Origin of the sequence: Pseudonocardia xinjiangensis (assembly GCF_050948425.1) — a bacterium.
Lineage (GTDB): Bacteria > Actinomycetota > Actinomycetes > Mycobacteriales > Pseudonocardiaceae > Pseudonocardia > Pseudonocardia xinjiangensis.
In genome coordinates, this window is the sequence record NZ_CP192009.1 from 4,521,604 (window position 1) to 4,542,608 (window position 21,005).

General features: G+C 72.2%; 19 protein-coding genes. 7 read left to right on the top strand and 12 right to left on the bottom strand.

The genetic code is table 11. From position 1 onward, the window contains the following. Position 1 precedes the first annotated feature (1 nt). The gene (locus ACQPZA_RS21330; RefSeq protein WP_433273083.1) at positions 2–883 is read left to right on the top strand and encodes an ABC transporter permease; all 882 of its coding nucleotides are present in this window, start codon (positions 2–4) and stop codon (positions 881–883) included. A gap of 17 nt (positions 884–900) precedes the next feature. Next, positions 901–2,553 carry an ABC transporter substrate-binding protein gene (locus ACQPZA_RS21335; protein WP_433273085.1) on the top strand — a complete coding sequence of 551 codons (1,653 nt, stop codon included), beginning with the start codon at positions 901–903 and terminating at the stop codon, positions 2,551–2,553. 12 nt (positions 2,554–2,565) lie between these two features. Here ACQPZA_RS21335 and ACQPZA_RS21340 read toward each other — a convergent pair whose 3' ends face one another. Genes ACQPZA_RS21340 through ACQPZA_RS21350 form a run of 3 tightly spaced genes read right to left on the bottom strand, consistent with a single transcriptional unit; the run spans position 2,566 to position 5,863 of the window. After that, a complete protein-coding gene (locus ACQPZA_RS21340; protein WP_433273087.1) occupies positions 2,566–3,444 on the bottom strand; it encodes a fumarylacetoacetate hydrolase family protein in 879 nt (292 codons plus the stop codon). 14 nt (positions 3,445–3,458) lie between these two features. Next, the gene (locus ACQPZA_RS21345) at positions 3,459–4,577 is read right to left on the bottom strand and encodes a cupin domain-containing protein (RefSeq protein WP_169396408.1); all 1,119 of its coding nucleotides are present in this window, start codon (positions 4,575–4,577) and stop codon (positions 3,459–3,461) included. Next, entirely contained in the window at positions 4,574–5,863 is a 1,290-nt protein-coding gene (locus ACQPZA_RS21350) for an FAD-dependent oxidoreductase (RefSeq protein WP_433273089.1), read from the bottom strand. The genes ACQPZA_RS21345 and ACQPZA_RS21350 overlap by 4 nt, the downstream gene beginning before the upstream one ends. Positions 5,864–5,922: 59 nt before the next feature. Here ACQPZA_RS21350 and ACQPZA_RS21355 point away from each other — a divergent pair, with 59 nt between their 5' ends. Continuing rightward, on the top strand, positions 5,923–6,711 hold the full coding sequence (locus tag ACQPZA_RS21355) for an IclR family transcriptional regulator (protein WP_169396410.1): 789 nt from the start codon (positions 5,923–5,925) through the stop codon (positions 6,709–6,711). A gap of 1 nt (position 6,712) precedes the next feature. On the opposite strand, the gene ACQPZA_RS21360 is transcribed toward ACQPZA_RS21355, so the two are convergent. From ACQPZA_RS21360 to ACQPZA_RS21375, 4 genes are read right to left on the bottom strand one after another with little or no spacing between them, the layout of a single operon-like run. Further along, the gene (locus ACQPZA_RS21360) at positions 6,713–7,681 is read right to left on the bottom strand and encodes an ABC transporter substrate-binding protein (protein WP_433273092.1); all 969 of its coding nucleotides are present in this window, start codon (positions 7,679–7,681) and stop codon (positions 6,713–6,715) included. A 32-nt stretch (positions 7,682–7,713) separates the two neighbouring features. Continuing rightward, positions 7,714–8,484 (bottom strand): ABC transporter ATP-binding protein, encoded by a 771-nt coding sequence (locus ACQPZA_RS21365; RefSeq protein ID WP_433273094.1) that lies wholly within the window; start codon positions 8,482–8,484, stop codon positions 7,714–7,716. After that, positions 8,468–9,325: an ABC transporter permease gene (locus ACQPZA_RS21370; RefSeq protein ID WP_312859138.1), complete on the bottom strand. Its 858-nt coding sequence runs from the start codon at positions 9,323–9,325 to the stop codon at positions 8,468–8,470. Before ACQPZA_RS21370 ends, ACQPZA_RS21365 begins: the two co-directional genes overlap by 17 nt. After that, positions 9,322–10,206, bottom strand: a complete 885-nt coding sequence (locus tag ACQPZA_RS21375; protein ID WP_433273096.1) for an ABC transporter permease — start codon at positions 10,204–10,206, stop codon at positions 9,322–9,324. Before ACQPZA_RS21375 ends, ACQPZA_RS21370 begins: the two co-directional genes overlap by 4 nt. A 160-nt stretch (positions 10,207–10,366) precedes the next feature. Between ACQPZA_RS21375 and ACQPZA_RS21380 the strand changes: the two genes are divergently transcribed. Next, on the top strand, positions 10,367–11,200 hold the full coding sequence (locus ACQPZA_RS21380) for a class I SAM-dependent methyltransferase (RefSeq protein WP_169396412.1): 834 nt from the start codon (positions 10,367–10,369) through the stop codon (positions 11,198–11,200). An 86-nt stretch (positions 11,201–11,286) separates the two neighbouring features. Here the strand turns inward: ACQPZA_RS21380 and ACQPZA_RS21385 are convergent, their stop codons facing one another. From ACQPZA_RS21385 to ACQPZA_RS21395, 3 genes are read right to left on the bottom strand one after another with little or no spacing between them, the layout of a single operon-like run. Further along, positions 11,287–12,807, bottom strand: a complete 1,521-nt coding sequence (locus ACQPZA_RS21385; protein ID WP_312859140.1) for a tripartite tricarboxylate transporter permease — start codon at positions 12,805–12,807, stop codon at positions 11,287–11,289. Between the two features lies 1 nt (position 12,808). Continuing rightward, positions 12,809–13,345, bottom strand: coding sequence for a tripartite tricarboxylate transporter TctB family protein (locus ACQPZA_RS21390; protein WP_433273100.1), 537 nt, complete (start codon positions 13,343–13,345; stop codon positions 12,809–12,811). Continuing rightward, positions 13,342–14,412, bottom strand: coding sequence for a Bug family tripartite tricarboxylate transporter substrate binding protein (locus ACQPZA_RS21395; RefSeq protein ID WP_169396414.1), 1,071 nt, complete (start codon positions 14,410–14,412; stop codon positions 13,342–13,344). The genes ACQPZA_RS21390 and ACQPZA_RS21395 overlap by 4 nt, the downstream gene beginning before the upstream one ends. A gap of 148 nt (positions 14,413–14,560) precedes the next feature. Here ACQPZA_RS21395 and tcuA point away from each other — a divergent pair, with 148 nt between their 5' ends. Then, a complete protein-coding gene (gene tcuA / locus ACQPZA_RS21400) occupies positions 14,561–16,036 on the top strand; it encodes an FAD-dependent tricarballylate dehydrogenase TcuA (RefSeq protein WP_433273102.1) in 1,476 nt (491 codons plus the stop codon). 75 nt (positions 16,037–16,111) lie between these two features. On the opposite strand, the gene ACQPZA_RS21405 is transcribed toward tcuA, so the two are convergent. Further along, complete coding sequence (locus ACQPZA_RS21405; protein WP_433273104.1) at positions 16,112–17,620, bottom strand: GMC family oxidoreductase; 1,509 nt, start codon at positions 17,618–17,620, stop codon at positions 16,112–16,114. Between the two features lie 233 nt (positions 17,621–17,853). On the opposite strand from ACQPZA_RS21405, the gene ACQPZA_RS21410 reads away from it, so the two are divergent. Both ACQPZA_RS21410 and ACQPZA_RS21415 read left to right on the top strand, forming a co-directional pair. Continuing rightward, positions 17,854–18,777 carry an LLM class F420-dependent oxidoreductase gene (locus ACQPZA_RS21410; protein WP_433273106.1) on the top strand — a complete coding sequence of 308 codons (924 nt, stop codon included), beginning with the start codon at positions 17,854–17,856 and terminating at the stop codon, positions 18,775–18,777. Between the two features lie 325 nt (positions 18,778–19,102). Continuing rightward, positions 19,103–19,750 (top strand): DUF1707 SHOCT-like domain-containing protein, encoded by a 648-nt coding sequence (locus tag ACQPZA_RS21415; protein ID WP_433273108.1) that lies wholly within the window; start codon positions 19,103–19,105, stop codon positions 19,748–19,750. A 21-nt stretch (positions 19,751–19,771) separates the two neighbouring features. On the opposite strand, the gene ACQPZA_RS21420 is transcribed toward ACQPZA_RS21415, so the two are convergent. After that, positions 19,772–20,854: an aldo/keto reductase gene (locus ACQPZA_RS21420; protein ID WP_433273110.1), complete on the bottom strand. Its 1,083-nt coding sequence runs from the start codon at positions 20,852–20,854 to the stop codon at positions 19,772–19,774. Positions 20,855–21,005: the final 151 nt, after the last annotated feature.

Sequence of the window (21,005 nt, forward strand, 5' to 3'; positions counted from 1 at the left end):
GATGACCGAGATCGTCGCGGGCCGGGTGCCGGTGGCGCGCCGAACCGCGCGGCGAGGGCTGGGCCACCTGGTCCGCACGCAGCCGCTGGGCGCGGTCGCGATGGTGCTCATCGCGCTGTTCGTGCTCGCCGCGATGCTGGCCCCGGTGCTCGCGCCCTTCGACCCGGTGGCGCAGCAGCGGGAGTTCTTCCAGCAGCCCCCGAGCGCGCAGTTCCTCATGGGCACCGACGACCTCGGCCGCGACATCTTCAGCCGGGTGCTCTACGGGGCTCGCACCTCGCTGCTGGTCTCGGTGGCCACGCTCGCCGCGGGCGGCACCCTCGGTATCGCGATCGGGGTGGCGTCGGGCTACTTCGGCGGCAGCCCGCTCGACACGGCGCTGCAGCGCGTGATGGACACCCTCATGGCGATCCCCGGGATCGTGCTGCTGCTGTTCATCGCCGCCCTGCTCGGCCCGAGCGTGCGCAACACGGTGATCGCGTTGAGCCTGCTCGTGATCCCCTCGTTCAACCGCGTGGCCCGCGGCGAGATGCTGCGCATCCGTGAGGAGCTCTACATCGAGTCGGCGCGGGCCAGCGGGTGCAGCACCTGGCGGATCCTGCGTCGGCACGGGCTGCCCAACCTGGTCGCCCCGCTCCTGGTGGTGACGAGCCTGCTGTTCGCCATCGTGATCATCGCCGAGTCCGCGCTGAGCTTCCTGGGAATCGGAACACCACCCCCGACGCCGTCCTGGGGCGCGATGCTCAGCGAGGGTTCGCGGTACATGGAGATCGCCCCGTGGATGGTCGTGTTCCCCGGCGGGATCCTGACCGTCGCCGTGCTCGCCTTCAACCTCCTCGGCGACGCGTTGCGTGACTTCTTCGACCCGAAGCAGATCCGTTGACCAGCAGGGAGCGCACCATGCGACGCGTCCGGCGCAGGACCCGACTGCAGCTGATCGTCACGCTCGTCGCCGTGGCCCTGCTCGGCACCGGCTGCTTCTCCGCACCCGGGGGCCGCGCCCCGGCGGGCGGATCGGCCGAGCAGGACGCGGGGCCGCCGCAGCAGGGCGGCATCTTCCGCTACGCGCTGCCCTCGGACGCCCGCTCGCTCGACCCGCACGCCCAGTCGTCCTACAACACCCACATCGCCATCGGCTCCACCTACAGCAAGCTCGTCGACTTCGACACCGGACCGGACATTCCCTACGGCTCGCCGCAGCTGGAGGGCGACCTCGCCGAGAGCTGGGAACCCACGGACGACGGCCGCACGTGGACGTTCCACCTGCGCCACGGCGTGCGCTTCCACGACAAGCCCCCGGTGAACGGCCGCGAGCTCACCGCGGACGACGTGCTCTGCACGATGCAGCGGATCCGGCAGCTGCCGGGCCACCAGGTCAATCTCATCAGCATGGTGCAGGACATCAGCGCGCCCGACCCCTACACCGTCGTCTTCCGGCTGGACGGGCCGTATGCGGAGTTCGACACCAACATGGCCAACCACTTCATGTGGATCCTGCCGTGCGAGGCCACCCGCGGGGAGTTCGACGTCTCCACCACGGCGATCGGCACCGGTCCGTTCGTGCTGGAGCGGTGGGTGCGCGACCGGGAACGCGTGCTGACGGCGAACCCGCACTACTACCGGGAGGGCACGCCGCACATGGCGGGCGTGCACGTCTCGATCGTGCCGGACCAGGCCTCAGCCATCGCCGCGCTGCGCACCGGCCAGATCGACTTCCTCAGCGCTCTGTCGTCGGACAAGGCCCAGATCGACCGGCTGCTGCAGCAGGACCCCGAGCTCGTGCTCCGCGAGGAGAAGGGCCTGTCCCAGGTGCGGATCTTCATGAACCAGGAGACCGAGCCGTTCGACGACCCCCGGGTGCGGCGGGCCGTCGCGCTCGCGATCGACCGGGAGGGGATGCTCTCGGCGATCCGATCCGGCGGCGACCTCACCGGGCCGGTTACCCCCACCTTGTTTGGCGGACTGCCCTCGGCGGAGAGCGCTCAGCTGCAGCCGCACGACCCGCAGCGGGCGCGACAACTGCTCGCCGAGGCCGGGTTCCCCACCGGGTTCAGCACGCGCATGATCCTCACCGACGGCTACGGCGAGACCATCGTCCGCGAGGCGCAGTGGGCCCAGCAGGATCTCGCGGAGGTCGGCATCCAGGTCGAGCTCGACGTCCAGGACTACGCCACGTACTTCACGGAGAGCTTCGCCGGGAAGAACTACGCGATGGGCTTCGGCCTGCAGACACCGATGCTCGCGGCCGACGAGTACCTCAGCAGCGAGTGGCTCTCCACCGGTGCCCGCAACTGGTACGGGATCACCGACCCCGGGCTCGACCGGATGATCACCGAGCAGCGCGGGATCCTCGATCCCGCCGCCCGCCTGCAGGCGCTGCTCGACATCCAGCGCTACATCGTCGAGAACGTGTCGAACCCGGTGCCGCTCTACGTCTACGACGGTCAGTCGATCCTCGCGCCCTACGTCCACGACGTGTTCCCGCACCCGGACTACGGAACCCGCCACCAGGCCGACATGTGGCTCGGCCCGGATGCACCCGGGCGGAGGTGAGGCGGCGGACCCTCAGGCCACCGTCACCGTCATCGCCCCGATCCCGCTGATCGACATCTCCAGCTGCTCGCCGGCGGTGATGGGGCCGACCCCGGGCGGGGCTCCGGTGAAGAGCACGTCGCCCGGCAGCAGGGTCATCACCGAGGAGGCGTAGGCGACGATCGCCGGCACCGGGGTGAGCATGTCCCGGGTGTTCACCGACTGGCGGACCGTGCCGCCGGACGTGAGGCGGATGTCGAGGTCCGAACCGTCGCCGAGCTCGTCGGTGGTGACGAGGTACGGGCCGAGCGGGCTGAACCCGTCGTAGCTCTTGCGGCGGGAGCGGTCCGCGGCGCTGCGGACCGTGATGTCCAGGCCCGCGGTGAACCCGAGGACCGCGTCCATCGCCTTCTCGACCGGGATGTCCTTGCCACCCCGGCCGATCACCACGACCAGCTCCGACTCGTGGTGCACCTCGTGGCCGGCGGCCACGACGTCGCGCGGGAGCACGATCCGCCCGCCCGGCCCGACGATCGACGACGGCGCCTTGAGGAAGACGTCGAAGTCCATCATCCAGGCCTCGACGCGACCGAGGGTGCGCTCCTGCACGACGTGCATCTCGGCGACGTGCTCGCCGTAGTTGCTCGCCGCGGCGATCACCTTGGACGGGCCGAGCACGGGCGCGTGCAGCACCACCTCGGAGACGGGCCGGGCCCGGCCGTCCTCCGCCGCGGCGCGCAACGCCCCGGAGAGCTCGTCGAAGTCGCGGGCGAGGCCCCGCCACCAGCCGGCCGTCACCGGGTCGGGGTCGTGCGGGCCGGGCAGTGCGGCGGTGACGTCGACGATCACGTCACCGTCCGGGGAGGACCGGACGACACCGAGCCGGTAGTCGTCGAACAGCGCGAGCTTCACGAACGCTCCAGGAGTCAGCGGGGGGAGAAGAGGTCGGTCACCGGTTGGGGAGCAGTCAGCGTCTGCTCGCGGTACAGGCCCAGCGCGCGAAGCACCGGTGCGTCGGAGACGACGAACACCTCGGCGTGTTCCTCGGTCCCCTCGGCGAAGTGCTCGGTGTCGACGAAGTGCTCGACGGCCGACCAGGACGGCACCACGAACATGTCGCCGGGCCCCCAGTCGAAGCGCCGGCCGTCGATCACGCTGGAACCGTGGCCGCTGAACACGACGTGCACCGAGTTGCCGGTGCGGCGCACCGGAAGGCTGTGGGCGCGGGCCCGCACCCGGTAGGCCGCACACGACATCGTGGGCATGACGCTCGCCCCGGACTCCGGGTCGGTGTACTCCACCGACAGCAGCGGGTCCTCCGACGCCGCGGTCAGGCGGTCGAGCTCGGCGACGGTGTCGGCCCAGCGGTAGATCATGAGCTTCGAGTGCTGCGGGCTCAGCACGTCGGAGACGGCACCGTCGGTGTAGCGGACGCCGCCGGCGTGCACCCGTTCCGACACGTTGTGCTCGGCGGGCTCCGGCTGGCTCTCCCCGGGCCCGGGGTAGGACTCGAAGAAGATGCTGTCGAGGGCCGACACCATCGGCAGGTCCAGGCCGTCGAACCAGAACATCTCCCCGTCGCCTGCGTTGACGTGGTCGTGCCAGTTCATCGACGGGGTGAGCACCAGGTCGCCGGGGTGCATGTCGCAGGCGTCGCCGTTGACAGTGGTGAAGACGCCCTCGCCCTCCAGCACGAACCGGATCGCCCCGGGCGAGTGGCGGTGCGCGGGCGCGACCTCCCGCGGGCCGAGGCACTGCAGCGCGCCCCAGAGCGTGCCGGCGGCGTAGGGCAGGCCGGAGAGACCGGGGTTCTGCAGGCTGAGCACCCGCCGCTCGCCGCCGCGCTCCACGGGCACGAGCTGGATGGCGCGGCGGGCCAGCGGCTTCATCGTCGCCGCCGACCACAGCCAGGGAACGGCCCTCGGCCGGGGGGTCGGGGTGAGCAGCTGTTCGGTGATGGTCCACAACGGGGCGAGGTCGACCGCGGACAGGTCGCTGTAGAACTCCTCGAGTGCCGCGTCCGTCTCGACCGGGTTGACGGTCATCTGGCTTCCTCCAGTTCCAGCTCTGCAGGTGGCGTGCCGACCCCGAAGCGCTGCACGCTCTCGAGGAGGGACACCCGCCGAATGTAGGCCCGTGCCCGCTCGGGGTCGGCGGCAATTGCCCGCATGTCGTCCTGGTGGCTGCGCCGGACGGCCTCGTCCGTTTCGCGCAGGCGGTCGGTGTTGCGCTGGGTGTCGGCCTGGACGTACTCCACCGCCACCGTGCGCCGGACGCGGTCGTAGGTGGCCAGCTCGGCCTCGATGTCGACACCGCGGTCCGGCAGGCCGTGCCCGGCGGCCGCGGCGATCCGGCCGAGCCGGCGCGCGGCGTCCATCGCGTCGTGGATCCCCGAGTTGAGCCCGACCCCGCCGACGGGCGAGTTGATGTGGGCCGCGTCCCCGGCCAGCAGCACCGGACCCACGCGGAAGGCCGCGGCAACCCGCTGGTGGACGTTGTAGAGCTGGTGGTCGATCACGGGGTAGCCGGGCTCGTAGGGCGCCACCCGCTGCAGCTGGCTCTGCAGCCGCTCCGGTGCGCTCGCCTCGTCGGCGGAGAGGTCCTCCGGCACCGGCCACACCACGCGCCACGACTCCGGCGTCCGCAGGATGAACAGCCACTCCTGCGGGTCGGCGACGTAGTTGACGTGACCCAGGTCGGGCAGCAGCTCCTGCAGGTCGACCGACGTGCTCGTGATCGCGAAGCGCTCGGGGTAGGTGAAGCCCTCGAAGCCGACGCCCAGCTCGCCACGGACGGTGCTGCGTGGCCCGTCCGCGCCGATCACGTACGAGGCCAGGAGCTCACGCTCCCCCGCCGGGGAGGACAGCCGCAGCCGCGCCCCGTCCGCGGTGATGTCCAGGCCCGTCAACCGGGTGCCGAAGAGCAGCCGGACGCGCTCGTCGCGCTGGAGCCGCTCGGCGAGCATCCGGACGAGATGCTGCTGGTTGAGCTGCAGCCGGTAGGGGAACCGGGTCTCGTCGGCCAGCAGGCGGAAGTCGAACTGGGCGATCAGCCCGTCGCGGCGGTCCCGGAACTGGTAGGTGGGGACGACCAGCCCCTCGGCGTGCATCCGGTCGGTGATCCCGATCGTCTCGAGGAGCTCCAGGGTGGCGGCGTGGAACGTGCTGGCCCGCCAGTCCGGACGCGGCTCGGGCGAGAGCTCCACCAGTGCGACGGGCAGACCCTCGGCGGCCAGCGCGGCGGCGGCGGTCATTCCCACCGGACCGCCGCCGACGACGACGACCGGACGCTCGGGGCTCACCGGCGCGGCAGTGGCGGGATCCCAGATCATGGCCCTGAGGCTAGACATCCATTCCGTTCTGAGAGAAGGCGGTTGGCTATTGTTCCTGCATGTCGAACAACAGGCCGGCCGACCATGGGACGCCGACCACCTCGGTGGACAACGCCTTGTGGCTTCTCGAGCTGATCGGTGAGCGCCAGGCGTTGCGGGTGGCCGAGGCGGCCGACCTGCTGGGCGTCGCCCGCTCCACCGCGCACCGGCTGCTCACCGCCCTGCGCCGGCGCGGGTTCGTGATGCAGGACCGGCCCAACGGCGCCTACCGGCCCGGGCCCGCGCTGGTGGAGATCGGCCTGGCCGCGGTCAGCCGCATCGACATCCGCCGCGTCGCCCGGCCCGTGCTGGAGGACGTGCGGGAACAGACCCAGGAGACGGTGAGCCTGGCCGTGCTGGAGGGTACGTCGATCCGGTTCGTCGACTGCGTGGAGAGCCCGCGGTCGGTCCGGGTGGGCAACCGCACCGGCGTGGTCCGGCCCGCGCACGCCTCGGCCGTCGGCAAGGCGATCCTCGCCGGGCTGTCGGCCGCCGAGCTGGACCGCCGCTACCCCCACGAGGAGCTGCCGCCCGCCACCACCGGGGCGGCGCTCACCAGCCGCGCGGTCCTGCAGGCCGAGCTGTCCCGCATCCGCGGCCAGGGCTACGCCCTGAACTGGGAGGAGAGCGCCGACGGGGTGTGCGCGGTGGCCGTGGCACTGCGCGACACCGTCGGGCAGCCGCTGGCCGGGCTCGGCGTCGCGGCCCCGAGCAGCCGGATGGGCAGCGCCGAGGCGATCCGGGCGCTCGCCCCGGCCGTGCTGCGCGGGGCCGAGCTGGTGCACGAACGGCTCCGCTCACCCCACTGACCTAGCCCACCACCGCCTGGTCGAGGTCGACCGGGGCGTCGACCAGCTTGTAGTCCACCATCAGCCCCATCACCAGCTCCAGCGACTCCCGGTCGGTCGTCCCCCGCCACTGGTTGATCCGCACCTTCTCGGCCAGTGCCGGATCGGTCTGGCTGATCCTGGGAAGTGCGGCGCGAAACGACTGCGGGTCCGCGGCGATGGAGTCGGCGGTGGCCTTGACGGCCTGCTGGAACTTCGTCACCAGCTCGGGGTCGGAGCCCACCAGCTTCTCGCTCATGAGGTAGGTGCCGATCTGCAGGCCGGGCCGAAGGTCGGTGTACGGGCGGCCGATGATCTTCAGGCCCTGCCCCTCCGCCACCGTGATGAACGGCTCGATGAGCATGCCGGCGGCCACGTCCCCGCGCTGGATCGCCGGCGCCATGTCCGGGAACGGGATCTCGACGAACTGCACGCTGTCGTAGCTCAGCCCGGCTTGCTGCAGCTGGTGCCCGAGCACGATGTCGTTGATGTTGCGCAGGCTGTTGACCGCGATCTTCTGCCCCGCGAGCTGGCCGATCCCCGTCACGGAGCTGCTCGGCGCGACCATGAGCGCCGAGAAGTCCTGGGCCGGGTCGTCGGCGGTGCTGGTGCCTGCGGCCACCATCCGGATCGGCAGGCCCTGGCTGATCGCGATGATCCCGGACACGACGTTGGAGCCCGCGACGTCGAGGTCGCCGCTCACCAGCTGCGGGATCACGGTGGCCCCGCCGCTGGACGAGGAGATCTCGAGGTCGATCCCGGCCTTGGCGAAGTGGCCCTGCTCGTCGCCGTAGGTGAGGAAGTTCAGCGGTGCCCCCGCCGTCTCCGCGATGCGCAGCGTCGTCAGTCCGTCCGCGCCCGCCTGCGGGGCCGAGCCGGAACCGCCGCCACAGGCGGTGGTGAGCAGTGCCGCGGCGGCGACGGCGACGCCGAGGCGTGACCAGGTCTTCATCGGTGCCTTTCGGGGAGATCGGGAGGGAGGGATCAGCCGGGGAGGACGGCCGGGTCGGGCGCGCGGAGGCTCGACAGGACGTGCGAGCGCAGCTCGCCGAACCGCGGCAGCTGCTTGGTGGCCAGCTGGTCGCGCTCCGCCGGCAGGTCGATCTCGACGACCTCGTGCACGTGGGCGGGCCTGCGCAGCACCAGCACCCGCTGCGCGAGGTACACGGCCTCGTCGATGTCGTGGGTGACGAACAGGACCGTGATGTCGTAGCGGCGCCAGATGTCGAGCAGCAGGTCCTCCAGGTCGGCGCGGGTCTGCGCGTCGACGGAGGCGAACGGCTCGTCCATCAGCAGGATGCGGGGCTGGTAGGCCAGCGCCCTGGCGATGGCGACGCGCTGCTGCATCCCGCCGGAGAGCTGCCACGGGTAGCTGTCGCCGCGGTCGGCGAGACCGACGGCGGCCAGCGCCTCGGCCGTGGCCGCGGCGACCTGCGCCTTCGACAGGCCCTTGTAGGGCAGCGGGAAGCCCACGTTCCCGGCGACGGTCATCCACGGCAGCAGGGAGCGGCTGTAGTCCTGGAAGACGAACGCCATGTCCTTCGGCGGCCCGTCGACCGGCACGCCGTCGAGCGTCACGGTGCCGGACGTCGGGGCGACCAGGCCGGACAGGCAGCGCAGCATCGTCGTCTTGCCGCAGCCCGACGACCCGACGATGCAGACGAACTCGCGCTCGCCCACGGTGAACGTCAGGTCGACCATCGCCGGCGTGCCCGCCGGGTCGTAGGTCTTGGTCAGGTCACGGACGTCGAGCACCGGCTGCCTCCGTCGGGTTCGGGGTGGTGCGTCGGGAGCGACGGCGCGGTGCGCTGCTCGCCCGGCCGGTGGTCGCCCTTCCGGAGATGGCGAGGTGCCAGTGCAGGACGCGTCTCTCGACCGCGACGAACAGCGCGTTGGCACTGAACCCGAGCAGGCCGAGCAGCACGGTGCCCGCCCACATCTCCGGGATGTCGAACCCGCGCTGCGCGAGCTGCACGACGTACCCGACGCCGTTGTCGGCCCCGATCAGCTCGCTGACCACCATGAGGATGATCGCGATGCCCAGCGCGGTGCGCGCGCCCGCGAAGATCCGCGGCAGCGCGGCCGGCAGGACCAGCCGGGTGAGCCGCGCGTGCGCAGGCACCCGGTACGAGCGGGCCATGTCCAGCGCGGTGCGGTCGACCCCACGCACCCCGTCCACGGTGTTGAGCAGCACCGGCCACACCGCGCCGAGCGCGATCAGGAAGACCTTGGCGCTGTCGCCCGCGCCGAACACCAGCAGCGAGACCGGGATCAGCGCGGGCGGCGGGAGCGCCCTGAGGAACTGCAGCACCGGGTCCAGCGCCGTCGACAGCGTCCGGGAGAACCCGAGCAGCGTGCCGAGTGCGACACCGATGAGGACGGCGAGCGCGAAGCCCGCGAGCATCCTGACGAGGCTGGGGAGCAGGTCGGTGGGGATGCGGGTGAAGAGCCACTCGTCGGCGAAGGTGCCGCCGATCTCCGACAGCGGCGGGAAGAAGAAGTCGTCGGCCGTGCGCGCCCAGCCGTCGTAGGCCACGAGCAGCAGGACGGGCAGGACGAGCGCGAGCGCCCAGTCCGTGATGCGGTTGCGGATCACCGGCCACCTCCGGGGCGGAAGGACGGGTGCCAGTGCAGGAGCCGCCGCTCGGCCATCTGGAGAGCGCCGTTGAGCACCCACCCGAGCAGGCCGGCGGCGAGGATCCAGGCGTACATGAGGGCCTCGGCGCCGCCCGCGGACTGGGCGTCGGTGATCCGGACGCCGATGCCCGGCACGCCGACCACGATCTCGCTCGTGACGGCGAGGATGAGCCCGATCGCGGACGCGATCCGCAGGCCGGTGGCGATGTAGGGCAGCGCGCTGGGCAGCGTGACCCGCAGCAGCACCGCCCGCGGCGCGAGCCCGTAGGACCGGGCGGTGTCGCGCGCGGTCGGGTCGACGTCGTGGACGCCGTAGACCGTCTGCAGCAGCACCGGCCAGAAGGTGCCGAAGGCGATCAGGAAGACCTTCATGTCGAGGTTCGACCCGAAGATCAGCACGGCGGCGGGGATGAGCGCGACGGGCGGGATCGGCCGGAGGAACTCGAGCATGAAGCGCGTCAGCCGGTGGGCGAGCTCCAGCGACCCGATCAGCACGCCCAGCGGGACGGCGACGACGGTGGCGGCGAGGATGCCGAGCACCCAGCCCTGCAGCGTCTGGCCGAGCGGGACGAACAGCTCACCGGTGGTGACGAGCCCGGCGAAGTCGGGGAAGATCTCCGACGGCGGCGGGAACCAGGCCTGCGGCAGCAGTCCGGCGCGGACCACGATCTCGAGCAGGAGGACCACCGCGACCACTCCGGCGAGGCCCAGACCCAGGCGACGCAGCCCCAGATCCGCGGTGCGCAGCCGGGAACCTTCCCGCGCGACGCCACGCCGTGCCGGGGGCGGGGCCACCGCTGGCTCCCCCGGCGCAGCGGTGCCGGTCGTCGACAGCTGCACCTGGCGTCCTCCCTCGGGCGGCAGAACACGGGGCCGCATCGCAGTGTGGCCGGAGCCACCCATCCGGGGCGAAAGGTATATGCGGAACCCGCAGAGGGCTATATCCGGGCCCAGAAGTTCCTGTATGTCGAATTAGCCGGATCTGGGCTACCGTCACGGCATGATCGAGCCCGGGGCGGACCGCGAGAAGATCATCCTCACCGGCGCACCGGAGACGATGCTCGCCACCCTCTACGGCCGGGCCCTCGACAGCCGCTCGCCGCACCCGATCCTGCACGACCGGGCAGCCGACGACGCGGTGCGGCGCATCGACTACGACTTCGCCAGGACCGGGATGACCGCCACCTCCGGGGCCGGCGTCGCGCTGCGGGCCCGGCAGCTCGACCGGTGGACCGCGCAGTTCCTGGCCGCCCACCCGCACGCCACGGTGCTGCACCTCGCCTGCGGGCTCGACACCCGGGTGCAGCGGCTGGACCTGCCGCCGTCGGTCCGCTGGGTCGACGTCGACCACCCGGAGGTGATCGCCGTGCGCGACCGCCTGCTGCCGGCACCCGCGGGTGACTACCGCACGGTCGGCGCGTCCGTGACCGACGACGGGTGGCTCGACGACGTACCCGCCGACCGCCCCACCGTCGCGGTCTTCGAGGGTCTGACCATGTACCTGCGCAAGCAGGACGGCAGGCGGCTCGTCGAGCGCATCACCGGGCGGTTCCCCACGGGGCAGTTGCTCTTCGACTGCTACGGCTCCCTGGGCATCCGGCTGCAGCGGTTCGTGCCTGCGGTGCGCAACTCGGGCGCCACCCTGCACTGGGCGATCGACGACCCGCGGGAGCTCGAGAGCTGGCACGACGGGCTGGAGTGCCTCGACGCGCTGCGCAGCGTCGACATGCCGGGTGTGGAGGAGCTCCCCCGCTCCGGCCGGGCGAGCATGTGGGTGCTCGCCCGGCTCCCGGGCTTCCGCGACGTCGGCCGGATCCTGCGCTACCGGTTCTAGGAGGGTGCTGAACAACTCCGCTCGTAGCGAGCGGTGATCCATCCGAGTTGTTCAGCGCGCTCCTAGCGACTCGCGGGCGTTGCGCGTCAGCTCTCCTCGCCGTCACCCACGTTGACGAGCGCGCGGCGGCGCTTCCTGGCCACCGGCAGCACGACCGGGATGAGCAGCGCCAGTGCCACCACCACCCACAGGAACACCGTGATCGGCGACGACACGAGGATCGACGGGTCGCCCTCCGACAGCGTGAGTGCCCGGCGCAGCTGCTGCTCGGCGATCGGTCCGAGGATGAGCCCGACCACGGCGGGTGCCACCGGCACTCCCGCCTGGCGCATCAGCAGCCCGAGCAGGCCCAGCCCGCACAGCACCAGCAGGTCGACGGTGGTGCCGCCCGCGGCGAAGGCCCCGAGGGTGGCGAACACCAGCACACCGGCGTAGATCCCGTACGCCGGGATCTGCAGCAGCCTCGCCCACACCCGGGCCAGCGGCAGGTTGAGCACCAGCAGCATGACGTTGCCGACGTACAGGCTCGCGATCAGCGTCCAGACCAGCGGCCCGGACTCGGTGAACAGCTGCGGGCCCGGCTGCAGCCCGTAGGACTGGAACGCGGTGAGGATCACCGCGGCCGTGGCCGACGTGGGCAGCCCGATCGTCAGCAGCGGCACGAGCACGCCTGCCGCGGCGGCGTTGTTCGCCGACTCCGGCCCGGCGACGCCCTCGATGGCACCGTGGCCGAACTCCTCGGGGTGGCGGGTCAGCTTCTTCTCGACGCTGTAGCTGAGGAACGTCGGCACCTCGGCGCCGCCCGCGGGGAGGCTGCCGATGGGGAACCCGAGCGCCGTGCCGCGCAGCCAGGCGGGCCAGGACCGGCGGAAGTCCGACCGGGACAGCATCAGGCGCTCCCGCAGCGGCTGCACGGTGGAGTGCCCGGTGCCGGTGAGCAGGTGTCCGAAGGCCTCGCTGAGCGCGAAGAGCGCGACCACGACGATGACGACGTCGATGCCGTCCAGCAGCGCGTCGACGCCGAAGGTCAGCCGGGGCTGGCCGGTCTGCGAGTCGATCCCGATCAGCCCGATCGTCACGCCGACCAGCAGGCTGGCCACGCCCTTGAGCAGGTTGGGCCCGAGCAGCGCGCTCACCGTCACGAACGCCACGGCCATCAGCGCCACGTACTCCGGTGGCCCGAAGCCCGTCGCGAAGTCGGCCACGACCGGCGCCAGGAACGTCAGCGCCACCGTGCCGATGGTGCCGGCGACGAAGCTGCCGAGCGCCGCGGTGGACAGGGCGGCCGCCGCCCGCCCGGCCCGCGCCATCTTGTTGCCCTCCAGCGCGGAGATCATCGACGCGCTCTCACCCGGGGTGTTGAGCAGGATCGACGTGGTCGAGCCGCCGTACATCCCGCCGTAGTAGATGCCGGCGAACAGGATGAGCGCGCTGGAGGGCTCGAGCCGGAACGTGATGGGCAGCAGCAACGCGACCGTCAGTGCCGGGCCGATGCCGGGAAGCACCCCGACCGCGGTCCCGATGGTCACGCCGATCAGCGCCCACATCAGGTGCTCCGGCGTCAGCGCGCCGGCGAATCCCTCGAGGAGGAGCCCGAGCTGGTCCACCTCAGAACCCCCACGGACCGGCGGGCAGGGTGAGCCCGATCAGCCGGTCGAAGACCAGGAAGACGGTGGCGGCCAGCGCCCACCCGTACGCCACGACCTGCCAGCCGTGGGGAGCCCCCAGCAGCAGGGCCGCCGCCACGAACAACGCCGTCGCCGTCACGACGTAGCCCAGCAGCGGGAGCAGCAGGGCGAACGCCACCAGCGCCGCGACCAGCGCGAGCACGCGCAGCCCCGCCCGGGACTGCCACGGGGGACCGCTCACCGCCACCCGGAGCTTGAGGCGGGAGTCCACCAGCAGGCCGGCGCCGACGGCGCCGAGGAGCACCCCGACCGGCAGTGGCACCGCGGCCGGTCCCACCACGGCCGTGGTGTCCGGCAGCCGCACCGCGTCCACGATCACGAGCACGGCGGCCACCAGCATGAGCGCGCCGAAGGCCGCGGACGCGAGCACGGTGCCGCGGTCCACGCTCCCCGGCGCGGGGGGCGTCGGGTCGGGAGCCGGCTGCGCGGTCTCCCGGCTGGTCGTTGCGTCGCTCATCCCAGTCCGATCTCGTCGAGCACCCGTGACACCCGGTCCTGTTCGGTCCGGACGAACTCCTCGAACTCCGGGCCGGCGAGCGTCGCGTCCCCCCAGCCGCGGCGGTCGAGCGCCTCCCGCCAGGCGTCGGTGCGGGTCATGTCCACCAGCAGTCCCTCCAGCGCCTGCTCCTGCTCCGGGCTGATGCCGGCGGGCGCGACGACGCCGCGCCAGTTCTGCAGCTCCACGTCCACGCCGCTCTCGCGCAGCGTCGGCACGTCGGGCAACCCGGGCAGCCGCTCCGGGCTCGACACCGCGAGGGCGCGCACCGTGCCCGCCTCGATCTGGGACTGCAGCTCGGAGACCCCGGAGACGCCGATCGTCGAGCGACCGGACAACAGGGTCGTGAGGGCCTCCCCACCACCCGAGTGCGCCACGTAGCTGACCTTCGCCGGGTCGGCTCCGACGGCCTTCGCCAGCAGGCCGGCGAGGATCTGCTCGGCGCCTCCCGCCGACCCGCCCGAGATCGACACGGCCGCGATGTCGGCGCGCATCGCACTCACCAGGCCGGCCACGTCGGTGAGCGGCGAGCCCGCCGCGACCACCACCACCTGGTAGTCGGTGGTGAGCCGGACCAGCGGCGTGGTGTCGGCGAGCGAGTGCGGGGAGCCGTTGGCCTCCACCGCCCCGACCATGATCAGCCCGGTGGTCATCAGCTCGGTCGGGTCAGCGGTGCGCCGCACGAACTGGCTCAGCCCGATCGTGCCGCCCGCCCCGGCCACGTTGTAGACCTCGGTGCGCCCGACGAGCTCCCGCAACGCACCCTGCATCTCGCGCGAGGTCTGGTCCCAGCCCCCACCGGGAGCGGCCGGAGCCATGATCCGCAGCTGGCGCTCGCCGATCACGTCCCGCAGTGCGGAGCCTCCCGAGCCCGCGGTGTCCACCGGAGCGGTGACCACCACCGCGCCCGTCACCACGGCGGCCACCGCGAGCGGGGCGAAGCGGTACCAGCGGCGGCGCGGACCGGCGCGGCCCGCACCCGGCTCACCCTGGTCGTCGGCCGCGGCCGTCGAGCGTCGTCGCTCCATCCACCGTTCCTCACTCGTGCCTGGCACCGGCGCCCGAATGTCCGACACCGGGTCGGGTGCCGCATTCGTCACGCATGGTCGACAGTTGCATACAGTGATGGCGACCCGGGGACAAGTGGTGGTGGGCGAACACGGGGGTGGGACAGCGGTGTCGGAAACCGACGAGTCCGTCGACGTCGTCGTCGTGGGCGGGGGGAACGCCGGGTTCAGCGCGGCACACGCCGCCGCCGAGCGGGGCAGGCGGGTGCTGCTGCTGGAGAAGGGCGACCCCGCCACGGCGGGCGGCAACAGCTACTACACGGCAGGCGCGGTGCGGATCGCGCACCACGGGCTCGCCGAGGTCGCCGACCTGCTCGACGACGACGACCGGCACGCGGTCACGGTGCTCCCGCCCTACCCGCCCGAGGCGTTCGCCGCCGACATGTCCACGGTCACCCGCGGCCGCAACGACCCCGCCCTCACCGCGGTGCTGATCACCGAGAGCCAGGACACCGTGCGGTGGCTGCACGGGAAGGGACTGCGCTTCCGGCTGATGTACGAGCGCCAGGCCTACCCCGACGCGCAGGGCCGCCAGGTCTTCTGGGGCGGGCTGGCGCTGGGGAGCACGGGCGGGGGCAAGGGCCTCGTCGAGCAGCACACGCAGGCGGCGGAGAAGGCCGGCGTCGAGATCCGGTACGGCGTGCGCGCCGGGGACCTGGTGCGCGACGCCGGGGCGGTCCGCGGCGTCACGTGGACCGACACGGCGGGCGCGAGCGGCACGGTGCGTGCCGGGTCGGTCGTCCTGGCCGCCGGCGGGTTCGAGGCCGACCCCCGGCTGCGCCGGGAACACCTCGGCGCGGGCTGGGAACGGGCCAAGGTGCGGGGCACCCCGCTCAACACCGGTGACATGCTCACCGCCGCGATCGCCGCGGGCGCCGCCACCCACGGCGACTGGACCACCTGCCACAGCGTGGCGTGGGACGCGTGGTTCCCCGGCAACGAGAGCAACCGGGAGCTGACCAACCAGCTGACCCGGGGCGGCTACCCGCTCGGCATCGTCGTGAACGGCAACGGGGAGCGCTTCCTCGACGAGGGCGCCGACTTCCGCAACTACACCTACGCCGAGTACGGCGCCCGGATCCTCGCCCAGCCCGGCGGGCTCGCCTTCCAGCTCTTCGACGCCACCACGCGGTCCCGGCTGCGGACCGAGGAGTACGACATGCCCGGGGTGTCGGTCGTCGTCGGGCAGACGGTCGAGGAGCTGGCCGCCGGGATCGACGTGGACCCGGCCGCACTGCGCCGCACGGTGGACGGGTTCAACGCCGGGATCGACCGCGGCGTCCCGCTCGACCTCGCCGTCAAGGACGGGCGGGCGGCCCGGGTCGAGCCCCCCAAGTCCAACTGGGCGAGCCCGCTGGAGACGCCGCCGTACTACGCGTTCCCGGTGACGTGCGGCATCACGTTCACCTTCGGCGGCCTGCGCGCCGACACCTGTGGCCGCGTCCTGGACGATGCCGGGGTGCCCGTGCCCGGCCTGTTCGTCTGCGGCGAGATGCTCGGTGGCCTGTTCAGCGGCAACTACCCCGGCGGCACCGGCCTGACCTCGGGAGCGGTGTTCGGCCGCCGCGCCGGGACGCTGGCCTGAGCGCGAGTCACCCGCGGAATCCGGGCGACTCGCGCACCCGGAACGGGCGACTCGCGCGTCGGAGACGGGGCGGGGTCAGGCTTCCCCGGTCATCAGGGCAGCCGCCCGTTCGGCGATGGCGAGGGTCGTGGCGTTCGTGTTCGCCGAGACGATCGACGGCATCACCGAGGCGTCGGCCACCCGGAGACCCTCGACGCCGTGCACCCGCAGTTCCGGGTCGACGACCGCGGCCTCGCCGACACCGATGCGGCAGGTCCCCACCGGATGGAAGAACGTCGTCAGGCTCCGCCGGACGAAGTCGGCGCACGCCTCGTCGTCGCGCACGTCGGGGCCGGGGAACAGCTCCTGGTCGCGCCACGGCGAGAACGCCTTCGCCTCCCCCACCTCCCGCGCCCGCCGCAGACCGACGACCATGCGCTCGACGTCCCGGTCGTCGGCGAGGTAGTTCGGGTCGATGAGGGGAGCGCCCTCGGGGTTCGCGCTGTTCAACCGCATCGACCCGCGGCTGAACGGCGTCATCAGCGCGAACCTCATTCCGAACCCGTCCCCCGTGCCGAGTGTCCCCGGCGGACCGGACGGCGTGTCCACGAACAGCAGGTACAGGTCGACCGGGCCGGCGGGATCGCTGCGGAGCCGGACGTGGGGCTTGCGGACGAAGCTCGCCGCGCGGACGGGGCGCGTCGCGCCGTAGCCCACCGTGGACATCGGGTGGTCGTGCAGGTTCTCCCCCACCGCCACCAGGTCGGAGACGACGTCGATGCCGGCGTCGCGCAGCTGGGCCGCCGGTCCGATCCCGGAGAGCAGGAGCAGCTGCGGCGAGCCGATCGCGCCCGCCGCCAGCACGACCTCCCGCTCCGCGGCGGCGGCGCGCAGCTTGCCGTCCACCGTGTACTCGACGCCGCGGCAACGCCCGCCGTCGAGGACGAGCCGCCGCGCCTGCGCGCCCGTGACCACGTCGAGGTTGGGTCGGCCCAGCACCGGGGTCAGGTAGGCGTCGGCAGCGCTCTGCCGGGCCCCGGCCACGACGTTGTACTCGTTCCAGCCCACGCCGTCGTCGATGCCGTTGTTGAGGTCGTGCACGGCTGGGTGGCCCACCTCGAGCGCGGCCTCGAACGCCGCCTCCCACAGGACGTGGTCCGTCTCGCCCTCCGCGACGGTCATCGGGCCGTCCATCCCCCGGTAGCGCGGGTCGCGGTCGTCCACCGCACGCTCGGTGCGCTTCAGGAACGGCAGCATCGACGCGTAGTCCCAGCCGGTGGCGCCGTCGGCCACCCAGGCGTCGTAGCTGTCGCGATGACCCCGCGAGTGCATCATCGCGTTGATCGAGCTCGACCCGCCGAGAACCTTCCCGCGCGGCCACGAATGGACCGAACCACCGGTACCCGGCTGTGGAGTGGTCTCGAACGCCCAGTCGACCTCCGTCCCGAACAGGAGCGGCCAGCCCAACGGATCGGCCATGGCCGCCGGCCTGCCGGCTCCGCCCGCCTCGAGGAGCAGCACCCGCACTCCGGGGTCCTGGGACAACCGCGACGCGAGCACGCACCCGGCCGTGCCACCACCGACCACGACGTAGTCGTATTCCACACGTTCCCCCTCACCACCGATGCGCTTCGGCCCGGCAACGAATTCACAGTGCCACCGGGCCGCTGGCGGTAATAGCGATCGGTGGCGCCGGTCACCGCCGGGACGGGCGCACCGCGTCATGGCCAGATATCGCGCATTCTCGCCGCATCGGGCAGCCATATGTGTCCATGACGCTGAGTCCGCTCCGCGGGAACGACGTTGTGGGGCGCCGCCCCACCGGGCAGGGTGTCCGAATGCTGCGTGACTTCCGGTTCTCCTTCAACGTCTTCGGCATCCCGTCCCGTCAGGATCTGCAGGAACTCTGCCGGCGCGGGGAGAGCGCGGGGTTCCACACGGTCTTCGCCGCCGACCACCTCGGGGCACCGGCGCCGTTCCCGGTGCTGGTGGCGGCGGCCGACGCCACCGAGCGCCTGCGGGTGGGCACCCTCGTGCTGAACGCCCCGTTCTGGAACCCGGCACTGCTGGCCCGCGAGGTGGCCAGCACCGACATCCTCACCGACGGCCGGCTGGAGCTCGGGCTCGGCGCGGGGCACATGAAGTGGGAGTTCGACGCCGCCGGCATCCCCTGGACGTCCTTCGGCTCACGCGCTCGGTCCCTGGAGAAGACGGTCACCGAGCTGGAGCGGTTCTTCTCCGGCGACCTGGCCGCGCTCCCGGGCGGCACCGCGCCGCAACCGGTGCAGCGCAGCGGCTTCGGCGGGTCCGGGCCGCCGCTGATCGTCGGCGGCACGGGCGACCGCGTGCTGACGATCGCCGCACGCCACGCCGACATCATCGGCGTCGCCGGCGCCTACCAGGTGGCCGGCCGCCCGCCGGGGACGTTCCGGCTGGCCACCGCGGCGGAGACCGACGAGCGGATGCGGTTCGTGCGGGGGCTGGCCGGGGAGCGCAGCCGGCACATCGAGTGGCACCTGCTGGTGCAGATGGTGGTGCCCACGACCGACCGGCGATCCACGGCCGAGGACATCATCAGCAGGTTCGGCACGGAGACGACCGCCGACGAGGCGTTGGAGATGCCGTACCTGCTGATCGGCACGCCCGAGCAGATGGCCGAACAGCTGGTGGCGGCCCGGGAGCGTTGGGGGTTCTCCTACGTCACCGTGCACGAGCCGTACCGGGAGGCGTTCGAGCCGGTGGTGGAACGCCTCAGGTCGTAACGCGACACCATTCACAATCCAGGAAATACGCCGTCATCGACGCCATCCATGCTTTCCTCTGTTATCTGATGGCGCCATCGGACCCGGCTTCACTATTCTGATTCGATGACGGCCGGAAAAATCAGCTTCGCCGCCGCGTTGGAACTGCGCCCCTCCGATTCGGACATCGAGAGGTTCCGGGCTCCATCTGGGTGGGGTGGTCTCCGGCGGGCTGCCAGTCGTCCATGCTGCGCGGCGAGGCGGAGCTGCCCGCGTAGGCATCGGCGGCCGACCGGCCCGCTGATCGGTTGATGACCATTGCCGGGTTGCTCGCTACGGTCTGCGCGTGCCCGATCATGTCCCCGACCCACGATCCCTGCGCGTGTCCGACGCGGAGCGCGAACACGTCGTCGAACTGCTGCAGCGCGCCACGGGTGCCGGCCTGCTCGATCTCGACGAGTTCACCCGGCGGGTGGACGCGGCGCTGGCCGCGCGCACCCGGGGAGAGCTGAACGTGGTCCTGCTCGACCTGCCGGGCATGGCGCACCCGGAACAACCCGGCGCCACCGGCACACCGCACCGTTCCCCGGTGCGGCCGCAGTCGACGTCCGATGCGGTGATCACCTCGGGCTCCACCGAGCTGCGCAGCGTCCTCGGCTCCCTCACCCGGCGCGGCGACTGGGACGTGCCTGCCCGGCTGGTGGTGCGGACGAAGGTCGGGTCGACCGAGCTCGACTTCACGAAGGCCCGGATCCCGCACGACGTCGTCGAGATCGAGCTGGACGTGGTGGCCGGCTCGGTCGAGATGCGGATGCCGCACGGCGCCCGGGTCGAGCACCACGAGGTGCAGTCGGTGCTCAGCAGCATCGAGGACAAGAGGCGCGCCGGCTCGGACGGCACCCCCGGCCCGACCTTCCGGCTCACCGGCTCCGTGCGCGCCGGCTCGGTGGAGATCCGCTCACCGAAGCGGCGCTGGTGGCACGGCGACGAGTAGGGGCTCCTCGGTCGCGGAACCTCAGTAGCGCACGTCGCTCTGCAGCAGCGGCGGGTACACGGTGGAGGCCACACCGTCCACAGTGGCTCCCGCGAACTGCAGCATCGCGCGCTGCGCGCCGTGCATCGGTGCCGGGTAGTTCAAGGCCGGGGCCGAGACCTCGTCCAGCACGCGGAGGTGTTCAGGGGTGAGAGTCACCTCCAGGGCGGCGAGGTTGTTCTCGAGGTGCTCCACCCGCCGGGCACCGAGGATGGGCACGACGGTGCCTTCGCGGGCCAGCAGCCAGGCCAGCGACACCGCCGCGGACGTGGTCCCGAGCTCGTCGGCGACCGCGGCGACCGCATCGATGACCGTGAACTCGTCCTCGCCGGGGCCGCCGACGAAGGCCGTGCGCGCGGAGTCGCTGACCTGCGTGCCGCGGCGGTACTTGCCCGACAGGAAGCCGTTCCTCAGCGGGCTCCACGGAACCAGCGCCATGCCCTGGTCGAGCGCGAGCGGTGCGAGTTCGCCCTCGACGGTGCGGGCCAGCAGCGAGTACTCCACCTGGAGCGCGATCAGCGGCGTCCAGCCCTTCAGCAGCGCCGTGGTCTGGGCCTGGGCGGTGAACCACCCCGGCGTGTTGGAGAACCCGATGTAGCGGATCTTCCCCGCCCGTACCAGGTCGTCGAGGGTGCGCAGGGTCTCCTCGACCGGGCTGTGGCGGTCCCAGTTGTGCAGCCAGTACAGGTCGAGATGGTCGGTGCGCAGGCGGCGCAGGGTCTCGTCGAGCTGGGCGACGATCGACCCACGCCCCGCTCCCCCGCCGTTGGGGTCACCGGGGAAGAGGTTGCCGAAGAACTTCGACGCCAGCACCACGTGCTCGCGCCGGCCGGGACGGGCGGCGAAGAAGTCGCCGAGGATCTTCTCCGAGTGGCCGTTGGTGTAGAAGTTCGCCGTGTCGACGAAGTTCCCGCCGAGGTCCAGGTAGGTCGCGAGGATCTTCTCCGACTCCTCGACGCCGGTACCGGCACCGCCGGGATCCTCCCCGAAGGTCATCGCGCCGAGCGCGAGCGGGCTGACCCGCAGCCCGGAACGGCCGAGGGTGACGTAGTGGTCGAGAGGCATGCGCACGGCTCCAGCGGGTGTCGGAATGGTGAGACCATGCAAGCGCGAGCGACCTGGTCTGCGGTAGACCGATACGCGCGAGGTCTTGCCCGATCCTCTCGACTCCGACCCGCTGCCACCGTGGCCGCCCGCACCCGAAACGGGCGACTCA